This window comes from Acidocella sp. KAb 2-4 (assembly GCF_020567705.1).
Classification (GTDB): Bacteria; Pseudomonadota; Alphaproteobacteria; order Acetobacterales; family Acetobacteraceae; genus Acidocella.
Window position 1 is genome coordinate 47,703 of record NZ_JAJDJU010000001.1, and the last position, 16,422, is coordinate 64,124.

At 66.1% G+C, this 16,422-nt stretch carries 17 protein-coding genes; all 17 read left to right on the forward strand.

What is annotated here, in order from left to right; all coding sequences use genetic code 11:
• Positions 1-9: 9 nt before the first annotated feature.
• The 17 genes from tolB to gloA all read left to right on the forward strand — a co-directional run bounded on the left by tolB (position 10) and on the right by gloA (position 16,422).
• Positions 10-1,404 (forward strand): Tol-Pal system beta propeller repeat protein TolB, encoded by a 1,395-nt coding sequence (gene tolB, locus LI953_RS00245; RefSeq protein WP_227073962.1) that lies wholly within the window; start codon positions 10-12, stop codon positions 1,402-1,404.
• A gap of 227 nt (positions 1,405-1,631) precedes the next feature.
• The gene (locus tag LI953_RS00250) at positions 1,632-2,306 is read left to right on the forward strand and encodes an OmpW family protein (protein WP_227073963.1); all 675 of its coding nucleotides are present in this window, start codon (positions 1,632-1,634) and stop codon (positions 2,304-2,306) included.
• A gap of 221 nt (positions 2,307-2,527) precedes the next feature.
• Positions 2,528-3,295: a 30S ribosomal protein S2 gene (gene rpsB / locus LI953_RS00255; protein ID WP_227073964.1), complete on the forward strand. Its 768-nt coding sequence runs from the start codon at positions 2,528-2,530 to the stop codon at positions 3,293-3,295.
• A gap of 96 nt (positions 3,296-3,391) precedes the next feature.
• Positions 3,392-4,279, forward strand: coding sequence for a translation elongation factor Ts (gene tsf / locus LI953_RS00260; protein ID WP_227073965.1), 888 nt, complete (start codon positions 3,392-3,394; stop codon positions 4,277-4,279).
• A 120-nt stretch (positions 4,280-4,399) separates the two neighbouring features.
• Positions 4,400-5,128, forward strand: coding sequence for a UMP kinase (gene pyrH, locus LI953_RS00265; RefSeq protein WP_227073966.1), 729 nt, complete (start codon positions 4,400-4,402; stop codon positions 5,126-5,128).
• Between the two features lie 12 nt (positions 5,129-5,140).
• On the forward strand, positions 5,141-5,704 hold the full coding sequence (gene frr / locus LI953_RS00270) for a ribosome recycling factor (protein WP_227073967.1): 564 nt from the start codon (positions 5,141-5,143) through the stop codon (positions 5,702-5,704).
• A complete protein-coding gene (gene uppS, locus LI953_RS00275; RefSeq protein WP_227073968.1) occupies positions 5,704-6,414 on the forward strand; it encodes a polyprenyl diphosphate synthase in 711 nt (236 codons plus the stop codon). The genes frr and uppS overlap by 1 nt, the downstream gene beginning before the upstream one ends.
• A 1-nt stretch (position 6,415) precedes the next feature.
• A complete protein-coding gene (locus LI953_RS00280) occupies positions 6,416-7,213 on the forward strand; it encodes a phosphatidate cytidylyltransferase (RefSeq protein WP_370635725.1) in 798 nt (265 codons plus the stop codon).
• Positions 7,204-8,367: a 1-deoxy-D-xylulose-5-phosphate reductoisomerase gene (locus tag LI953_RS00285; RefSeq protein WP_227073970.1), complete on the forward strand. Its 1,164-nt coding sequence runs from the start codon at positions 7,204-7,206 to the stop codon at positions 8,365-8,367. The genes LI953_RS00280 and LI953_RS00285 overlap by 10 nt, the downstream gene beginning before the upstream one ends.
• A 4-nt stretch (positions 8,368-8,371) precedes the next feature.
• Entirely contained in the window at positions 8,372-9,451 is a 1,080-nt protein-coding gene (gene rseP, locus LI953_RS00290; protein ID WP_227073971.1) for an RIP metalloprotease RseP, read from the forward strand.
• Positions 9,452-9,566: 115 nt separating this feature from the next.
• Entirely contained in the window at positions 9,567-11,927 is a 2,361-nt protein-coding gene (gene bamA, locus LI953_RS00295; RefSeq protein ID WP_227073972.1) for an outer membrane protein assembly factor BamA, read from the forward strand.
• Between the two features lie 23 nt (positions 11,928-11,950).
• A complete protein-coding gene (locus LI953_RS00300) occupies positions 11,951-12,691 on the forward strand; it encodes an OmpH family outer membrane protein (RefSeq protein WP_227073973.1) in 741 nt (246 codons plus the stop codon).
• A gap of 5 nt (positions 12,692-12,696) precedes the next feature.
• Positions 12,697-13,746, forward strand: coding sequence for a UDP-3-O-(3-hydroxymyristoyl)glucosamine N-acyltransferase (gene lpxD / locus LI953_RS00305; RefSeq protein WP_227073974.1), 1,050 nt, complete (start codon positions 12,697-12,699; stop codon positions 13,744-13,746).
• Between the two features lie 3 nt (positions 13,747-13,749).
• Positions 13,750-14,241 (forward strand): 3-hydroxyacyl-ACP dehydratase FabZ, encoded by a 492-nt coding sequence (gene fabZ, locus LI953_RS00310; RefSeq protein WP_227073975.1) that lies wholly within the window; start codon positions 13,750-13,752, stop codon positions 14,239-14,241.
• Between the two features lie 121 nt (positions 14,242-14,362).
• The gene (lpxA, locus tag LI953_RS00315; protein WP_227073976.1) at positions 14,363-15,178 is read left to right on the forward strand and encodes an acyl-ACP--UDP-N-acetylglucosamine O-acyltransferase; all 816 of its coding nucleotides are present in this window, start codon (positions 14,363-14,365) and stop codon (positions 15,176-15,178) included.
• Positions 15,179-15,997 (forward strand): UDP-2,3-diacylglucosamine diphosphatase LpxI domain-containing protein, encoded by an 819-nt coding sequence (locus LI953_RS00320; protein WP_227073977.1) that lies wholly within the window; start codon positions 15,179-15,181, stop codon positions 15,995-15,997.
• Between the two features lie 26 nt (positions 15,998-16,023).
• A complete protein-coding gene (gene gloA / locus LI953_RS00325; protein ID WP_227073978.1) occupies positions 16,024-16,422 on the forward strand; it encodes a lactoylglutathione lyase in 399 nt (132 codons plus the stop codon).

Genomic DNA, 16,422 nt, shown 5'->3' on the forward strand with positions numbered 1-16,422 from the left:
GGTTTAGAGATGACGCGTTTGATATTGCCGCGCTTTTCCCGCCGCCGGATGCTGGGCACCGGAGCCGCGACGCTCGCCGGTCCCTCCGCCTTCGCGCAGAGCATGCTTGGTGGCGGGGCCACTCCGGCGCCCGCTCCGGCCGCGCCCGCAGGCGGCGATGCATCGGGTGGCGGCCCGGCGATCAATGTGAGCGGGGCGCAGAACCAGCCAATCCCCATCGCCATCGCCCCGTTTGACGGCGGCTCCGACACCGGCGCGCAGATCACCAACGTGATCAGCAGCGACCTCAACCATTCCGGCCTGTTCCGGGCGCTCGACCCGTCCAGCTTCGTGCCGAACTCGGTGAATAACGGCACCCCTGTCTGGCAGAACTGGTCGATCCTGGGCGCGCAGGGGCTGGTCACCGGCTCGGTGACCGATGCGGGCGGCGGGCAGCTGCGCGTCGAATTCCGGCTGTGGAACGTGCAGCAGCAACAGCAGCTCCAGGGCACCGCCTACACCACCACCGCCGATAACTGGCGCCGCATCGCGCACATCATCGCCGACTCGGTGTATCAGCAGATGATCGGCGAGAAGGGGTATTTCGACTCCCGTGTTGCCTATATCTCCGAGACCGGCACCACCACGAGCCCGATCCGCCGCCTTGCGATCATGGATTACGACGGCGCGAACAACCAGTTCCTGACCGATGGCTCCTCGATGGCGATTTCGCCGCAATACAACCCGGCCCGCCAGCAGCTCGCCTTCGTCTCCTTCCAGGGCAACAATCCGCGGGTTTATCTGTTCGACCTGCAAACCGGCTCCACCCGGCTGGTCGGCGCTTTTGGCGACATGACCATTGGCCCGCGCTTTTCGCCGGATGGCAATTCGCTGCTGATGTCGGTCTCGCGCAATGGCGGTTCGCAGATCGTGCGCGTCGACCTCTCGGGCGGCGGCATGACGGCGCTGACGGACACCTCCTCGATCAACGTCACCCCCTGCTACTCGCCCGATGGCTCGCAGATCGTGTTCAACTCCGACCGCGACGGCAACCAGCAGCTTTTCGTGATGAATGCCGATGGCTCGGGCGTGAAGCGCATCTCCTTCGGCCCTGGGCGTTATGCCGAACCCTGCTGGTCGCCGCGCGGCGATCTGATCACCTATACCTTCTGGGGCTCGGGCGGCTTCTCCATCGGCGTGATGGCGCCGGACGGCACGGGCGAGCGCATCCTCACCCAGGGCTTCCTGGTCGAGTGCTCGACCTTCTGCCCGAATGGCCGCGTGATCATGTTCGACCGCCAGAACCCGACCGCATCGGGGCACGATTCGCGCCTTGTCACCATCGGCATCGACGGTTTCAACGAGCAGGTGGTCGATACCCCGACCTATGGCTCCGATCCGTCCTGGGGCCCTTTGCTGGCCTGACCCAGCCGCCATAGCCGACAAAGCGACAAGCCGGGCCCCGCAAAGGCCCGGTTTTTGTTTGTGCCTAAAGATGCGCAGAAAATGAATGTTATGTTGCGAAATTGCAACATGTTCATGCCGCCTGCAAAGTTCCTGCGGGTTGCTCTGAAAATTTGTTATAGATCAAAGATTGAGGCAGGGCCTGAGGCCTATCCCGGTCCCGTTCACCAAATACGGGAGCTTGAATAATGAAGTCCTCTTTCCGCACGCTCGCTGCGGCCGCTCTGCTCTCGGCCACCGCCTTCACCCCGGCGCTGGCGCAGAGCTACAACCTGTTCTCCGGCCCGACCGGCTATCAGTCTGGCGACATCCTGGCCCACCTCAGCCTGATCGGCGTGATTCCTGAGAATGTCGACAGCCATGTCACCGGCACCCCGCTGAAGCTGGGCGTCACCACTGGCGTGTCGCCGGAGCTGGATGCCTCCTATTTCTTCACGCCGAATTTGTCGGTGCAGCTGATCGCCGCGACCAGCCGCCACACCATCACCGCAGGCGCTGGCGGCACCAATATCACGCTGGGCTCCGCCTGGGTGCTGCCGCCGACCCTGACGGCGCAGTGGCACTTCCCGCAGATCGGCATCGTCCGTCCCTATGTCGGCGTGGGCGTGACCGTGGCCTTCTTCTATGGCGTCAGCAGCAGCGCCGCGTTGGCTCAAGCCAATGAAAAGCTCGGCCTGCGCACCGCCATCGGCCCGTCTTTCGACGCCGGTTTCGACGTGCCGCTGGCCGGCAACTGGACTGCGAACGTGGATGTGAAGCAGATGATCCTGCCGGTCGCCGCTCGCCTCGGCCATGGCAAGCTGCATGCGATGACCGGGCTCGACCCCACCGTGGTCGGCTTCGGCGTGGGTTACAAGTTCTAAGCCGTTCAGGCTTGGCGCGGAGAGGGGCGGCCATTTTGGCCGCCCTTTTTCGTTGGCGCCTTGTCTTGGCGCGCGTTTTGCGCCATATGCGCCCGTGCCCGCATGGTGCGGGCAAATTCACACGCGGGGGCCTTTCCGGGCATATGCCTAAAGGTCCGGTGCCATATGGCGCTTCCCCCGCGGAGGATAGAACCGGATCTGATTAAGGAAAGAGGTTGCCCATGGCACTCCCCGACGTTTCCCTGCGCCAGCTGCTCGAAGCCGGTGCGCATTTTGGCCACAACACCCGCCGCTGGAACCCGCGCATGGCGCCGTATCTGTTCGGCGTGCGCAACCAGGTCCACATCATCGACCTGCAGCAGACCGTTCCCCTGCTGGAACGCGCCCTGAAGCAGGTGCGCGACGTGACCGCCGCCGGTGGCCGCGTGCTGTTCGTCGGCACCAAGCGCGCCGCCGCTGATTACGTGGCCGAGGCCGCGCAGCGCTGCGGCCAGTATTATGTGAATCACCGCTGGCTCGGCGGCATGCTGACCAACTGGAAGACCATCACCGGCTCCATCAAGCGCCTGCGCCAGATGGATGAGATGCTGACCGGCGAGACCCACGGCTACTCCAAGAAGGAAATCCTGAACTTCACGCGCGACCGCGAGAAGCTGGAGCGCGCCCTGGGCGGCATCAAGGATATGGGCGGCCTGCCGGACATCCTGTTCGTGATCGACACCAACAAGGAGAAGCTGGCGGTCGAGGAAGCCAACAAGCTGGGCATCCCGGTCATCGCCATTCTGGACTCCAACTCCGACCCCTCTGGCGTGACTTTCCCGATTCCGGGCAATGACGACGCGATCCGCGCCATCACCCTGTATTGCGACCTGGTCGCCGCGGCGGTGCTGGACGGCATCTCCGCCGAGCTGGGCGCCGCGGGCGTCGATCTGGGCGCCGCCGCCGAGCCGGTGCTGGATGCCGCGCCGGACGCCGAGGCCCAGGCCTAAGACCCTCCGGGCGCCCGCTTGCGCCCGGCTGACTCAACTGAATGTCGCGCGCGGGGGCGAATGCCTTCGCGCGCTAACGCATAAAGGAGCGAGAACATGGCTGAAATTACCGCTGCCCTGGTGAAAGAACTGCGCGAACTGACCGGCGCCGGCATGATGGACTGCAAGAAGGCCCTGACCGAGGCCAATGGCGACAAGGAAGCCGCGATCGACTGGCTGCGTAAGAAGGGCCTCGCCGCCGCCGCCAAGAAGTCCGGCCGCGTCGCTGCCGAGGGGTTGGTCGGCGTTGCCCTGGGCAACGGCAAGGCCGCCGTGGTCGAGGTGAATTCCGAGACCGACTTCGTGGCCCGCAACGAGGCGTTCCAGAACTATGTCGAGACCGTCGCCAAGCTCGCGCTCGACGTGGGTGAGGATGTGGAGGCCCTGAAGGCCGCCGCCTATCCCGGCACCGGCCGCACCGTGGCCGAAGAGGCTGTGAACCTCGTCGCCACCATTGGCGAGAACATGAATGTGCGCCGCGTGGCCGTGATCACCGCCCCCGTGGTCGGCGCTTACATCCACGGCGCGCTGAAGCCGGGCCTGGGCAAGATCGGCGTGATTGTCGGCCTGACCGGCGCCGATGAGCAACTCGCCCGCCAGATCGGCATGCATGTCGCCGCCACCCGCCCGGACGCGCTGTCCGTCGCCGAAGTGGACCCGGCCGCGCTGGAGCGCGAGAAGAACGTGCTCTCCGAGCAGGCCCGCGCCTCCGGCAAGCCGGAAGCCATCATCGAGAAGATGGTCGAGGGCCGCGTGAAGAAGTACTACGAGGACGTGGTGCTGCTGGAGCAGACCTGGGTGCATGACGGCGAGAGCAAGGTGAAGGACGTGGCGAAGAAGGCCGGCGCCGACATCACCCGCTTCGTGCGCTTCACCCTGGGCGAGGGCATCGAGAAGGAAGTCTCGGACTTCGCGGCGGAAGTGGCGGCCGCCGCCGGGGTTTAACCCGCTTTCCAACTAGGCTAAACCGGGGCGGCTCGGGCATTGCGCCGGGGCCGCCCTTTGTATGCGGTCACCCCCGCGCCGGGCTGTGAATCGCCTGCCAACAACTGTATGAGCGAGGCCATGACTCCAAGTCCTCTTTACAAGCGCGTGCTGCTGAAGGTTTCCGGCGAGGCCCTGATGGGTAACCGCGATTACGGGCTGGACACCGACACTGTGAGCGGCATCGCGCAGGATGTGCGTGACGTCGTGGCCATGGGCGTCGAGGTCTGCCTGGTGATCGGCGGCGGCAACATCTTCCGCGGCGTGGCCGGGGCCGCGGCGGGCATGGACCGTGCGCAGGCCGACTACATGGGCATGCTGGCCACGGTGATGAACGCGCTGGCCATGCAGAGCGCGCTGGAAAAGCTGGAGGTGCCGACCCGCGTGCAATCGGCGATCCCGATGTCGTCGGTGTGCGAGCCTTATATCCGCCGCCGCGCCGAGCGCCACATGGAAAAGGGCAGGGTGGTGATCTTCGCCGCCGGCACCGGCAATCCGTTTTTCACCACCGACACCGCCGCCGCGCTGCGCGCCGCCGAGATGAATTGCGACGCCATGCTCAAGGGCACGCAGGTGGACGGCGTGTATTCCGCCGACCCGCGCAAGGTGGCCAATGCCAAGCGCTATGAAGAGCTGACCTATCTCGACGTGCTGGCGCGCGACCTGAACGTGATGGACGCCTCCGCCATTTCGCTCTCGCGCGAGAATCATCTGCCGATCATCGTTTTCAACATCCATGCGCCGGGGGCGTTCGCCGCCGTTATGCGCGGCCAGGGCAATTTCACCCGGATCACGGAACCGCAGGCTTGAGGACCAAGAACAATGGCTGATTTCGCTGACATCAAATCCGATCTCACCCGCCGCATGGACGGCGCGCTCGACGCGCTGAAGCGCGAATTCGGCGGCCTGCGCACCGGGCGCGCCAGCCCGGCGCTGCTGGAGCCGGTGAAGGTGGAATGCTACGGCCAGATGATGCCGATCAACCAGGTCGGCACCGTCGCGGTGCCCGAGGCGCGCATGATCACCGTGCAGGTCTGGGACCGTTCGATGGTTAATTCCGTGGTCGCCGCGATCCGCGATTGCGGGCTGGGCCTGAACCCGCAGCCCGATGGCCAGCTCATCCGCGTGCCGCTGCCCGTGCTCACCGAGGAGCGCCGCATCGAGCTGGTGAAAGCCGCCAATAAATACGCCGAGGGCGCGCGCATCGCCGTGCGCGGCGTGCGCCGCGACGGCATGGAGCAGCTCAAGGCCGCGCTCAAGAAGTCGGAGATCTCCGAGGACGAGGAGCGCAACCACGCCGACGAGGTGCAGAAGCTGACCGACGGCTACATCAAGCGCATCGACGATATGTTCGCCGAGAAGGAAAAGGACATCCGCCAGGTCTGATGGCTGGGTCCTCATCTCTTCCCGGGCCGAGGCACGTCGCCGTCATCATGGACGGTAACGGCCGCTGGGCCGCCGCGCGTGGCCTGCCGCGCGCCGCCGGGCACCGGGAGGGCGCGAAGGCCGTGCGCCGCACCATCGAGGCGGCGATCGACCAGGGTGTCGAATACCTCACCCTGTTCGCGTTTTCTTCCGAGAACTGGCGCCGCCCGGCCGAGGAAGTCACCGACCTGACCTTCCTGCTCAAACATTACGTGCGCGCCGAGCTGGCCGAGATGCATGCCCAGGGCGTGCGGCTCAAGGTGATCGGCGAGCGCGAGCGCTTCGGCCCCAATCTCGCTGGCGAGTTGGCAGCCGCCGAGGCGCGCACGGCCAATAATTCGCGCCTGACCCTGGTGATGGCGCTCTCCTATGGTGGCCGGGCGGATATCGTGACGGCGGCGCGCCGGGCGATGCAGGCCGGGCTGGCGCCGGAGGCGTTGAGCGAGGATGTGTTTGCCGGCTTCCTCTCCACGGCCGGCATCCCCGACCCCGATCTGCTAATCCGAACCTCGGGCGAGCAGCGGATCTCCAATTTCCTGCTCTGGCAGCTGGCTTATGCCGAGATGGTTTTCACCCCGGTCCTATGGCCCGATTTCACCGCCGATGATCTTGCCGCCGCGCTGGCGGAATACGGCAGCAGGGAGCGGCGCTTTGGCGCGCGCCCTGCCTGAGATGGCGGCCAGGGCGGCGGGTGGCCGCTGGTCCGATCTCGCCCTGCGCACAGCCTCGGCGCTGGCGCTGGGGCCGCTGGCGCTGGCCTGCGTGTGGGAGGGCGGCTGGGCCTGGCGCGCGTTGCTGCTGGTGGCGATGGCCGGACTGGGCTGGGAATGGGGCCGCTTGGCCGGGCGCGCCCGGCCGTTGGCGCTAACCGCGGCGATGGCGCTGCTCTGGGCGGCCGGCGTGGCCTTCAGCCTGGAAGCGGGCGTGCTCAGCACGCTCTGGGTGGCGGTACTCATTGGCTGGTTCTATCGCAGCCGATTCGCCGCGCTGGGCGTGCCCTATGCTGCCATTGGCGGGCTGTGCCTGCTCTGGCTGCGCCTGCGCCCGGGTGCCGGGCTGGCGGACACTGTGTTTCTCGTACTCGTGGTCTGGGGCACCGATATCGGCGCCTATCTGGTCGGGCGGCTGCTTGGTGGGCCAAAGCTGGCGCCGCGCATCTCGCCGGGCAAGACCTGGAGCGGCTCCGTTGGCGGGCTGCTGATCGGCGCCGCCGCGGGGGCGGGGTTGGCCGCGTATCTCGCCATGTCGCCGGGCCGCGCCTTTGCCGCCGGGCTGCTGTTGAGCCTGTGTGCCCAGGGCGGCGATTTGCTGGAAAGCGCGATCAAGCGCAAACTGGGGGTCAAGGATTCCGGCCAGACGATCCCCGGCCATGGCGGGCTGTTTGACCGGCTGGATGGGTTTCTCACGGCGGCGCCGGTGGCGGCGTTGCTGGCGGTTTATGTACAGGGAGGCATGCCATTATGGGCGTAAAGCGGCTGACAATCCTCGGGTCAACGGGCAGCGTCGGTACGCAAACGCTTGATCTTGTGGCAGAAAACCCGGAGGCCTACGCCGTTTGCGCGCTGATCGGCGGGCGCAACGTGCCGCTGCTGGCGGCACAGGCCAAACAGTTCCGCCCGGAGCTGACCGTGATCGCCGATGAAGCTCTGCTGCCCGCGCTGCGCGAGGCGCTGGCCGGCACCGGGCTGGCTTGCGCCGGCGGGCGCGAGGCGGTGATCGAAGCCGCCGGGCGCGAGGTGGACTGGACCATGGCCGCGATCACCGGGGTCGCCGGGCTGGAGCCAACCCTCGCGGCGGTGAAGCATGGCGGCACCATCGCCTTCGCCAACAAGGAGGCGCTGGTCTCGGCCGGCGATATCTTCCTGCGCGCGGTGCATGACGCCAAGGCCACGCTGCTGCCGGTTGATTCCGAGCACAACGCCATCTTCCAGGCCATGGCTGATGGCAATTCCAAGGCCATCGACAAGATCGTGCTCACCGCCTCGGGCGGGCCGTTCCGCAACCACTCGCTGGAGGAGATGCGCGGCATCACCCGCGAAGCCGCGCTGCGCCACCCGGTCTGGTCGATGGGCGCGAAGATCTCCATCGATTCCGCCACCATGTTCAATAAGGGGCTGGAGGTGATCGAGGCCGCGCGGCTGTTCGATCTGCCGTCGGAGCAGATCGACGTGCTGGTGCATCCGCAATCCATCATCCACGGTATGGTCTGCTACGCCGATGGCTCGGTGCTGGCGCAGCTCGGCTCACCCGACATGCGCGTGCCCATTGCCCACGCTTTGGCTTGGCCGGCGCGCATCGGCACGCAGGCGCCGCGGCTCGATCTGGTGGCGGCGGCGAAGCTGGAATTCTTCGCCCCGGACGAAACCCGCTTCCCCGCCCTGCGCCTGGCGCGCGAGGCGCTGCGCGCCGGGCACGGCGCGCCGACGGTGCTGAACGCGGCCAACGAGGTCGCGGTGGCGGCGTTCCTCGACCGCCGGATCGGCTTCCTCGACATCGCCCGCATCGTGGAAACGGTGATGGGCCAGCTTGGCGCCCCGGCGGTGGATGATCTCGCCGCCGTGCTGGCGCTGGATACCGAGACCCGCAGGGCTGCCCGCACCCTCTGCGGCGCCCGGGCGGCCTGAGCCGATGTGGGACATTCTCCGCACCGGCCTCGCCTTTGCCGTCGATCTCGGCGTGCTGATTTTTGTGCATGAGCTGGGCCATTATCTCGCCGCGCGCAGCCAGGGGGTGACGGTCGAGGTGTTCTCGATCGGCTTCGGCCCGGCGCTGCTGAAATGGACGGCGCGCTCGGGCACCGTCTGGCAAGTGAGCGCGCTGCCGCTGGGCGGCTATGTGCGCATGCAGGGCTGGGGCGGGCAGGACGATAAAACGCTGAAAACCCCCGGCTCCTTCGCTGCCGCACCGCTTGCCTCGCGGGCCGTGATCGTGGCGGCCGGGCCGCTGGCCAATCTGGTGCTGGCTTTCGTGCTGTTCGCCGGGCTTTACATGACGGTCGGGCGCGTCGTCACCCAGCCCGTGCTTTCCGAGATTTTGCCCAACTCGCCAGCCGCCGCCGCGCATCTGCAGCCGGGCGACCGGGTGCTGGATATCGGCGGCACGAAGGTGGGCGATTTCGGCACGCTGCAATCCATCATCGTCGAAAACCCGGATACGGTGCTGGATTTCACCATCCAGCGCGGCACCGCCGTGTTCACCACCCCCGTGCAGCTTGGCGAGGTTTCGGCCGATGGCGAGACCGCCGGGCGGCTGGGCGTGGTCGGTAAGGATTCGGCGGTGCAGCGCTTTACCCCGCCCGCCGCCATCGCCGCCGCGGCGGGTGAGACGGCAGCGCAAATCCGCGGCTGGGTCGGCATGCTGGGGCAGCTTGTGGTGCATCACCAGGGGCTTAGCGACCTCGCCGGGCCGTTGGGCATTTTGCAGATCACCGGGCAGGCGGCGGCGCTGGGCATCATCGCCTTCGTCAATCTCGTCGCCATCATCTCGATTAATCTCGGCCTCGCCAATCTGATCCCGATTCCGATCCTCGATGGCGGATATCTCGTCGCCTACGCGCTGGAGGCGGTGCTGCGCCGCCCGCTCTCGGCGGCGGTGCGCGAGGCGGCGCTGCGCTTCGGCGCGCTGCTCATCCTCACCCTGGTGCTGTTCGTCACCTTTAATGACCTCACCCGGCTCGGGGCCATCGCCTGGCTTACGCATTTGCTGTAGGGAAAGCGCGGCGAAGCCCCGGGGCGCACCTTGCCCGGCGGCGCTTCGCGTGCCAAAGCCCGAGGCGGATGAGTCCCGCCGCGCCGGGGCCCTGAATTGGTTTGGGAGATATCGATTGCTTAAGCCGCGCTCCGTCCTTCTGGCTTCCGTCTGTCTGCTGCCGGCGCTGATCGCCCCCGGCCCGCATGGTGTGGCGTATGCGCAGCAGGCTCCTGCCGCCATCCCCGCCGGCGGGGTTGTGCAGGCCATCAATGTCTCCGGCAATCACCGCATCGATAGCTCGACCATCACCGCCTACATGGTGGTGCAGGTGGGTGATCCGTTCGACCCGCAGCGCATCAATGATTCGCTGAAGACCCTGTATGCCACCGGGCTGTTCAAGACCGTGAACATCACCCGCAACGGCAACACGCTCGACGTGAACGTGGTCGAGAACCCGACCGTGGACCAGGTGCTGTTTTCGGGCAATAAAGCCGTGACGGAAAAGGATGCCCAGGCCGCGATCAGCCTGAAGCCGCGCTCGGTGTTCACCCCCCAGGCGGCCGAGGCCGACCGCGGGGCGATTCTCGCGCTCTACGCCAAGAAGGGGCATTATAACGCCACCGTCACACCCAAGATCATCGAGCTGCCCGACAACCGCGTGAACGTGGTGTTCAACTGCACCGATGGCGGGGCCACCTCGATCAGCCGCATCTCCTTCATCGGCAACGACCATTTCAGCCAAGGCACGCTGCGCGATGTCGTCTCCAGCCGCGAATCGGCCTGGTGGCGTTTCCTCTCCAGCGCCGATCAATATAATTCCGACCGCGTGCAGTACGACGAGTATCTCCTGCACAAATTTTACCTGCACAAGGGCTATGCGGATTTCCAGATCCTCAGCGCCAACGCCAATCTCAGCCCGGATGGCAAGTCGTTCTATCTGACCTACGACGTGTCCGAAGGCCCGCGTTACAAGGTCGCTTCCGTCACTGTCACCTCGGGCATCAACAACCTCACCGACAAAGAGCTGCGCGGGCTGGTGCCGATCTCGGCGGGGGACTGGTTCGATGGGGATGCCTTGCAGGAAGGCATCGACGCGCTGAACAAGCGCGCGCTCGACCTCGGCTACGCCTTTGCCCAGGTTAATCCGGACGTGGAGACCGACCCCAAGAGCAAGACGCTGACGATCAAGCTCAACGTGGTCAACGGCCCGCGCGTCTACATCCAGCGCATCGACATCACCGGCAACACGCGCACCGAGGACAAGGTGATCCGCCGCGAGCTGACCGTGGCTGAGGGCGACGCCTATAACCAGAGCAAGATCGACGCCTCCACCCAGCATCTGAAGAATCTCGGCTTCTTCAAGGATGAGAATATCACCACCAGCGCTGGCTCGACCCCGCAGCAAGTGGTGCTCAACACCCATGTCACCGAGCAAGCCACCGGCCAGTTCTCGCTGGGCGGCGGCTATTCCTCCAGCCTCGGCGCGCTGCTCAACACCGGGCTGAGCCAGAACAACTTCCTCGGCACCGGCATCAACGCCTCGATCAACGCCCTGCTGGCCCAGCGCGGCACGCAGATCAATATCGGTGTCACCGACCCGTATTTCCTCGACCGCAACCTGATTGCCGGGTTCGACATCTTCCGCACGGTCACCAACTCCTACACCTCGTCGGGGCAGTCCTACTCCTACTCCGAGAGCAATATCGGCGCCGATCTGCGCGCCGGTTACCGCTTCAACGACCATGTGCGGCAGAGCTTCACCTACACGATCAGCCAGCGCGATATTTACAACATCCCCGCCGCCAGCAGCACCAATATCTACATCCTGAACGAGAAGGGCGTCTCCACGCTGTCGCAGGTCAGCCAGACGCTGAGCTTCGACTATGTCGATGACGACCAGAACCCGACCTCTGGCCTGCTGCTCAACCTGACCACCGATTTTGCCGGTGCCGGGGGTGACGCCAAATATATCCGCCTGAGCCCGGATGTCTCCTACTACATCCCGCTGGAGCATGTGTTCGGCAGCAAGGCCTGGGTGATGAAGCTCTCCGCCACCGGCGGTGACCTCATCGATGTGGCGGGCTATCACGACAAGATCGAAGACCGTTTCTTCCTGGGTGGTGATAATCTGCGCGGCTTCGCCGATGGCGGTGTCGGCCCGTATGTGGTGCCGCAGGCTGGTTCCAACTCTGGTGGCCAGATCGGCGGACGCTATTTGTGGACGACCTCGGCCGAAATGCATTTCCCGCTGCCGGTCTCGCCTGATCTCGGCATCTCCGGCTTTGCCTTCGTCGATGCCGGGTCGCTCTGGGGCGCGCGTCCCCTCAATGGGTCAGCGCTCATTGACAGCACGGCCCCGCGCGTGGGCGCGGGCGTGGGTGTCTCCTGGAACACGCCATTCGGCCTGATCAACCTGTCGCTCGCCCAGCCCGTGGTCAAACACCGGGGCGATCAGGTTCAGCAATTCCGCGTCTCGTTCGGGACGCAGTTCTAACTTTATTTGTCACGAGGTCCTCAGTGTCACGTTTCTCCCGCTATTCCGTCGTCCTGCCGTTCCTGACCTTCGGCTTCGCCCCGGCGGCCTATGCCCAGTCCTCGGGCTATTTCATGCCGCCCACCGCGCAGCAGAGCGCCCCCGCGCCGAAGCCGCAGGCCCCGGCGCCCGCCGCGCAGGCCCCGGCCCAGCCGGCGCAGCCGCAAGTGCCGAACCTGCCCGCGCTGCCGGCCGAGCAGGCCCCGCCCACCGCCGTGATCGGCGTGATCTCGGTGCCGGAAGTATTGCAGAAATCCACCGCCGCCCAGGGCGTGCAGGCCGAGGTCCAGAAGCGCCAAGCCGCGCTGGGGCAGGAAGCCCAAACCGCGCGCACCAAGATCGAGGCCGAGCAGAAGGCCATTCTGGCCCAGCAGGGCAAGATTTCCGACTCTCAGCTTGAGGCTAAGGAGCAGGCCCTGCGCGACGAGATCGCCGCCACCCAGACCAAGTTCCAGGAGAAGAACCAGGCCATCCAGAATGCTGGCCAGGAGGCTCTGGGCCAGATCGAGGCCGAGCTGATCGCCATCATCCGCCAGGAGGCGCAGGCGCATGGCATGAACCTGATCTTGCACCGCGAGCAGGTGGCGCTCAATGTCGCCGCGTTTGACATCACCGACGAAGCGACGGCCGAGCTGAACAAGCTGCTGCCGAGCGTGAAGGTGCCGCCCTCCGTTGTCACCCCCGGCATGGCGGTGAACCCGCCCGACCAGGGCGACGGCCAATAAGCCCCATGCAGGAGAGCGCCAAACCCGGTGACGCAAGGTTTTTCCGGCGCACCGGGCCGCATAGCCTGGGCGAGATCGCGGCTCTGCTGGGCACCCAGACAGCGGCGCCCGCGCGGCTGATCCACGGCGTGGCGCCGCTGCAGAGCGCCGGGCCGGAGGATGTCAGCTTTCTCGACAACCGCCGCTATGCCGATTTGCTGCCCGCCACCAAGGCGGGGGCTGTGATCCTGCATCCCGACTACGCCGCCAAGGTGCCCGAAGGCTGCGAGGCCCTGGTCACGCCCGAGCCTTATGTCGGCTGGGCCAAGGTTTCGGCGCTGTTTTACCCATTCCCCGAGGCCGTGCCGGGCCGCCATCCCAGCGCCATCATCGACCCCACCGCCATTGTCGATCCGACCGCCGAGATCGGCCCCGGCGCGGTCATCGCGGCGGGGGCTGAAATCGGCGCGCGCACCAGCATCGGCGCGCTGGCTTATATCGGGCCGGGGGTTATCGTCGGGCCGGATTGCCGCATCCACCCGCAGGTCACGCTGTCGCACGCCGTGCTGGGGGCGCGGGTGGTCATCTATCCCGGCGCTCGCATCGGGCAGGACGGGTTCGGCTTCGCCATTTCCAAGACCGGCTTTACTCCGGTGCCCCAGCTCGGGCGCGTACTCATCGGCGATGGCGCGGAGATCGGCGCCAACACCACCATCGACCGCGGCTCCGCGCAGGACACCGTGATCGGCCCGATGGTGCATATCGATAACCTCGTGCAGCTCGGCCATAACGTGCATATCGGCGCGGGCGCGGTGATCGTGGCGCAGGCGGGTGTGTCCGGCTCCACCCATATCGGGCCAGGGGCGATGATCGCGGCGCAAGCCGGGCTGACCGGGCATCTCAACATCGGCGCCGGGGCGCGCATCGGCGCGCAATCGGGCGTGATGCAGGATGTGCCCGCGGGCGAGGAAGTGTTGGGCGCCCCGGCGCAGAACGCCAAGGCTTTTTTCCGTGAGGTGCTGACCTTGCGTAAACTCGCGCAGAATGCGCGCAAAGGACCGAAAACAGGGAACTGAACGATGACCGACGTGACTGAGGCGCAACTGCCGCCCGTGGATGTGCCGCTGATCGAGACCAAGCAGATCCTGACCATGATCCCGCACCGCTATCCGTTCCTGCTGGTGGACCGGATCGTGGACGTGCGTAAGGATCATTCCGCGGTCGGCATCAAAAACGTGAGCATGAACGAGCCGTTCTTCCAGGGGCATTTCCCCGGCCATCCGGTGATGCCGGGCGTGCTCATTGTGGAGAGCATGGCGCAGACCGCCGCCGGGCTGGTGATTTCCACCCTCGGCCCTGAGGCCGGGATTCCGGTGGTGTATTTCATGTCCATCGAAAACGCGAAGTTCCGCAAGCCAGTCACGCCGGGCGACACGCTGCGCCTGACCCTGACCAAGGACCGCCGCCGCGGGCAGGTCTGGCGTTTCCAGGGCGTTGCGCGGGTCGATGGCGTGATCGTGGCCGAGGCCTCCATCACGGCCATGATCATGGATCAAGTGAAGCCCGTTTAAGTTTCACAATCAGAGACTTCTGAAGCAATATTCGGAAATAATGATTGACTTGGCCATCTCCCGGCCGCCGCGTAGAGCGGGTGGTGGAGGCCGCAGCGAGCCATCGGAGACAAGGCACATCATGGCGCAGACTGAAATCCACCCCACCGCCATCGTCGCATCTGGCGCCGAGCTGGGGCAGGGCGTGAAGATCGGTCCGTTTTGCACAATCGGGCCCAAGGTGGTGCTGGATGATGGCGTCACCCTGGTCTCGCATGTCGCTGTCGATGGCCGCACCCAGCTGGGGGCGGGCGTAAAGCTGTTCCCCTTCTGTACCGTGGGGCTGGAGCCGCAGGACCTGAAATACAAGGGCGAGGAGACCGAGACCGTGATCGGCCCGCGCACCCAGATCCGCGAACACGCCTCGATCCATCGCGGCACCGTCACCGGCACCGGCATCACCCGGATCGGCGCCGATTGCCTGCTGATGGCCACCGTGCATGTCGCGCATGATTGCGTGCTGGGCGATGGCGTCATCATCTCCAACAATGTCGCGCTCGGCGGACATGTCGAGATCGGTGACCGCGCGGTGATCGGCGGCAATGCCGCGGCGCTGCAATTCGTGCGCATCGGCGCCGGGGCCATGATCGGGGGGCTGACCGGGGTGACGCGCGATGTCATCCCCTATGCCCGCGTGTTCGGCACCCGCGCCGAGCTGCTGGGGCTGAACCTGATCGGCCTGCGCCGCCGCGGGCTGGATAAGGCGCAGGTGCAGGCCATCAACGCCGCCTATAAATTCCTGTTCACAGGCCCCGGCGTGTTCGCCGAGCGCGTCGCCCAGGTGCGCGAGACCTATGCGGGCGACGCCTATGTGCAGGAGATTCTCGCCTTCATCGCCACCCCGTCCAAGCACGGCATTCTCACCAATGTCGCTGGCGCGGGGGATGACGAGGGCTGAGTGAGCACCCGGCTGGGGATCATCGCCGGCGGCGGCAAGCTGCCCGGCCAGGTGGCGGCGGCCGCGCGGGCGGCGGGGCGGGAGGTGTTCATCGCGGGCATCGACGGCTTCGCCGAGGGCGAGGTGCTGCGCCCGTTTCCGCATAAATTCTTCCGCCTTGGCGCGGTCGGCGCCATGATCCGCGCCTTCCGCGACGAAGGCTGCGGCGATCTGGTGATGATCGGCCCGGTGAAACGCCCCTCCTTCCTCTCGCTCCGGCCCGATGCCGAGGGGGCGCGGCTGCTCGCGCGCGTCGGCAAGGCGGCGTTCAAGGGCGATGACGGCCTGCTCGCGGCCATCGTGCAGGTGCTGTCCGATGAGGGGTTCCGTATTCTCGGCGCGCATGAGATCATGAGCGACGCGCTCGCGCCGGAAGGGCTGCTCACCACCACCACGCCGGACGCCGCCGCCATGGCCGACATCGCCCGCGGCGTTGAGGTGCTGAAGCTGATCGGCGCCGCCGATATCGGCCAGGCCTGCGTGGTGCAGCAGGGCATCGTGCTGGCGGTGGAAACCGTGGAGGGCACCGACGCCATGCTGGCCCGCATCCCCGCCGTCACCCGGCCCGGCCCGGCCGGAGTGCTGGTGAAGCTGGCCAAGCCAGGGCAGGAGCGCCGCGCCGATTTACCCACCATAGGCCCAGCGACGATCCGCCATGCGCGGCAGGCAGGGCTGCGGGGCATCGCCTTTGAGGCGGGCGGTACGATTCTGGCAGATAAGCTGTTAACGATTACCTCGGCTGACGAAGAGGGGATTTTTCTTCTCGGCGTTCATCCTTAAATAGGATGGGACAAGGAGTCTGTTCTATGAGCACCTATTCGTATCTGCACACCATGCTGCGCGTTGGCGATCTTGAGCGCAGCGTGGCCTTCTATACCGGCCTGTTGGGTATGCGCGAGTTGCGCCGGCGCGATGTGCCGGATGGCAAATACACACTGTCCTTCCTCGGCTACGGTGCCGAGGATAGCCATACCGTGCTCGAACTGACTTATAATTACGGTGTCGACCACTACGATATCGGAACCGCCTTCGGCCATCTCGCCATCGGCGTTCCGGATGTTTACGCGACCTGTGAGCAACTCCGCGCCGCGGGCGCCAAGATCACGCGCGAGCCGGGGCCGGTGAAGTTCGGCACCACGGTGATCGCCTTCGTTGAAGATCCGGACGGATACAAGATCGAGCTGATCCAGCGCGGGACGCTCTAA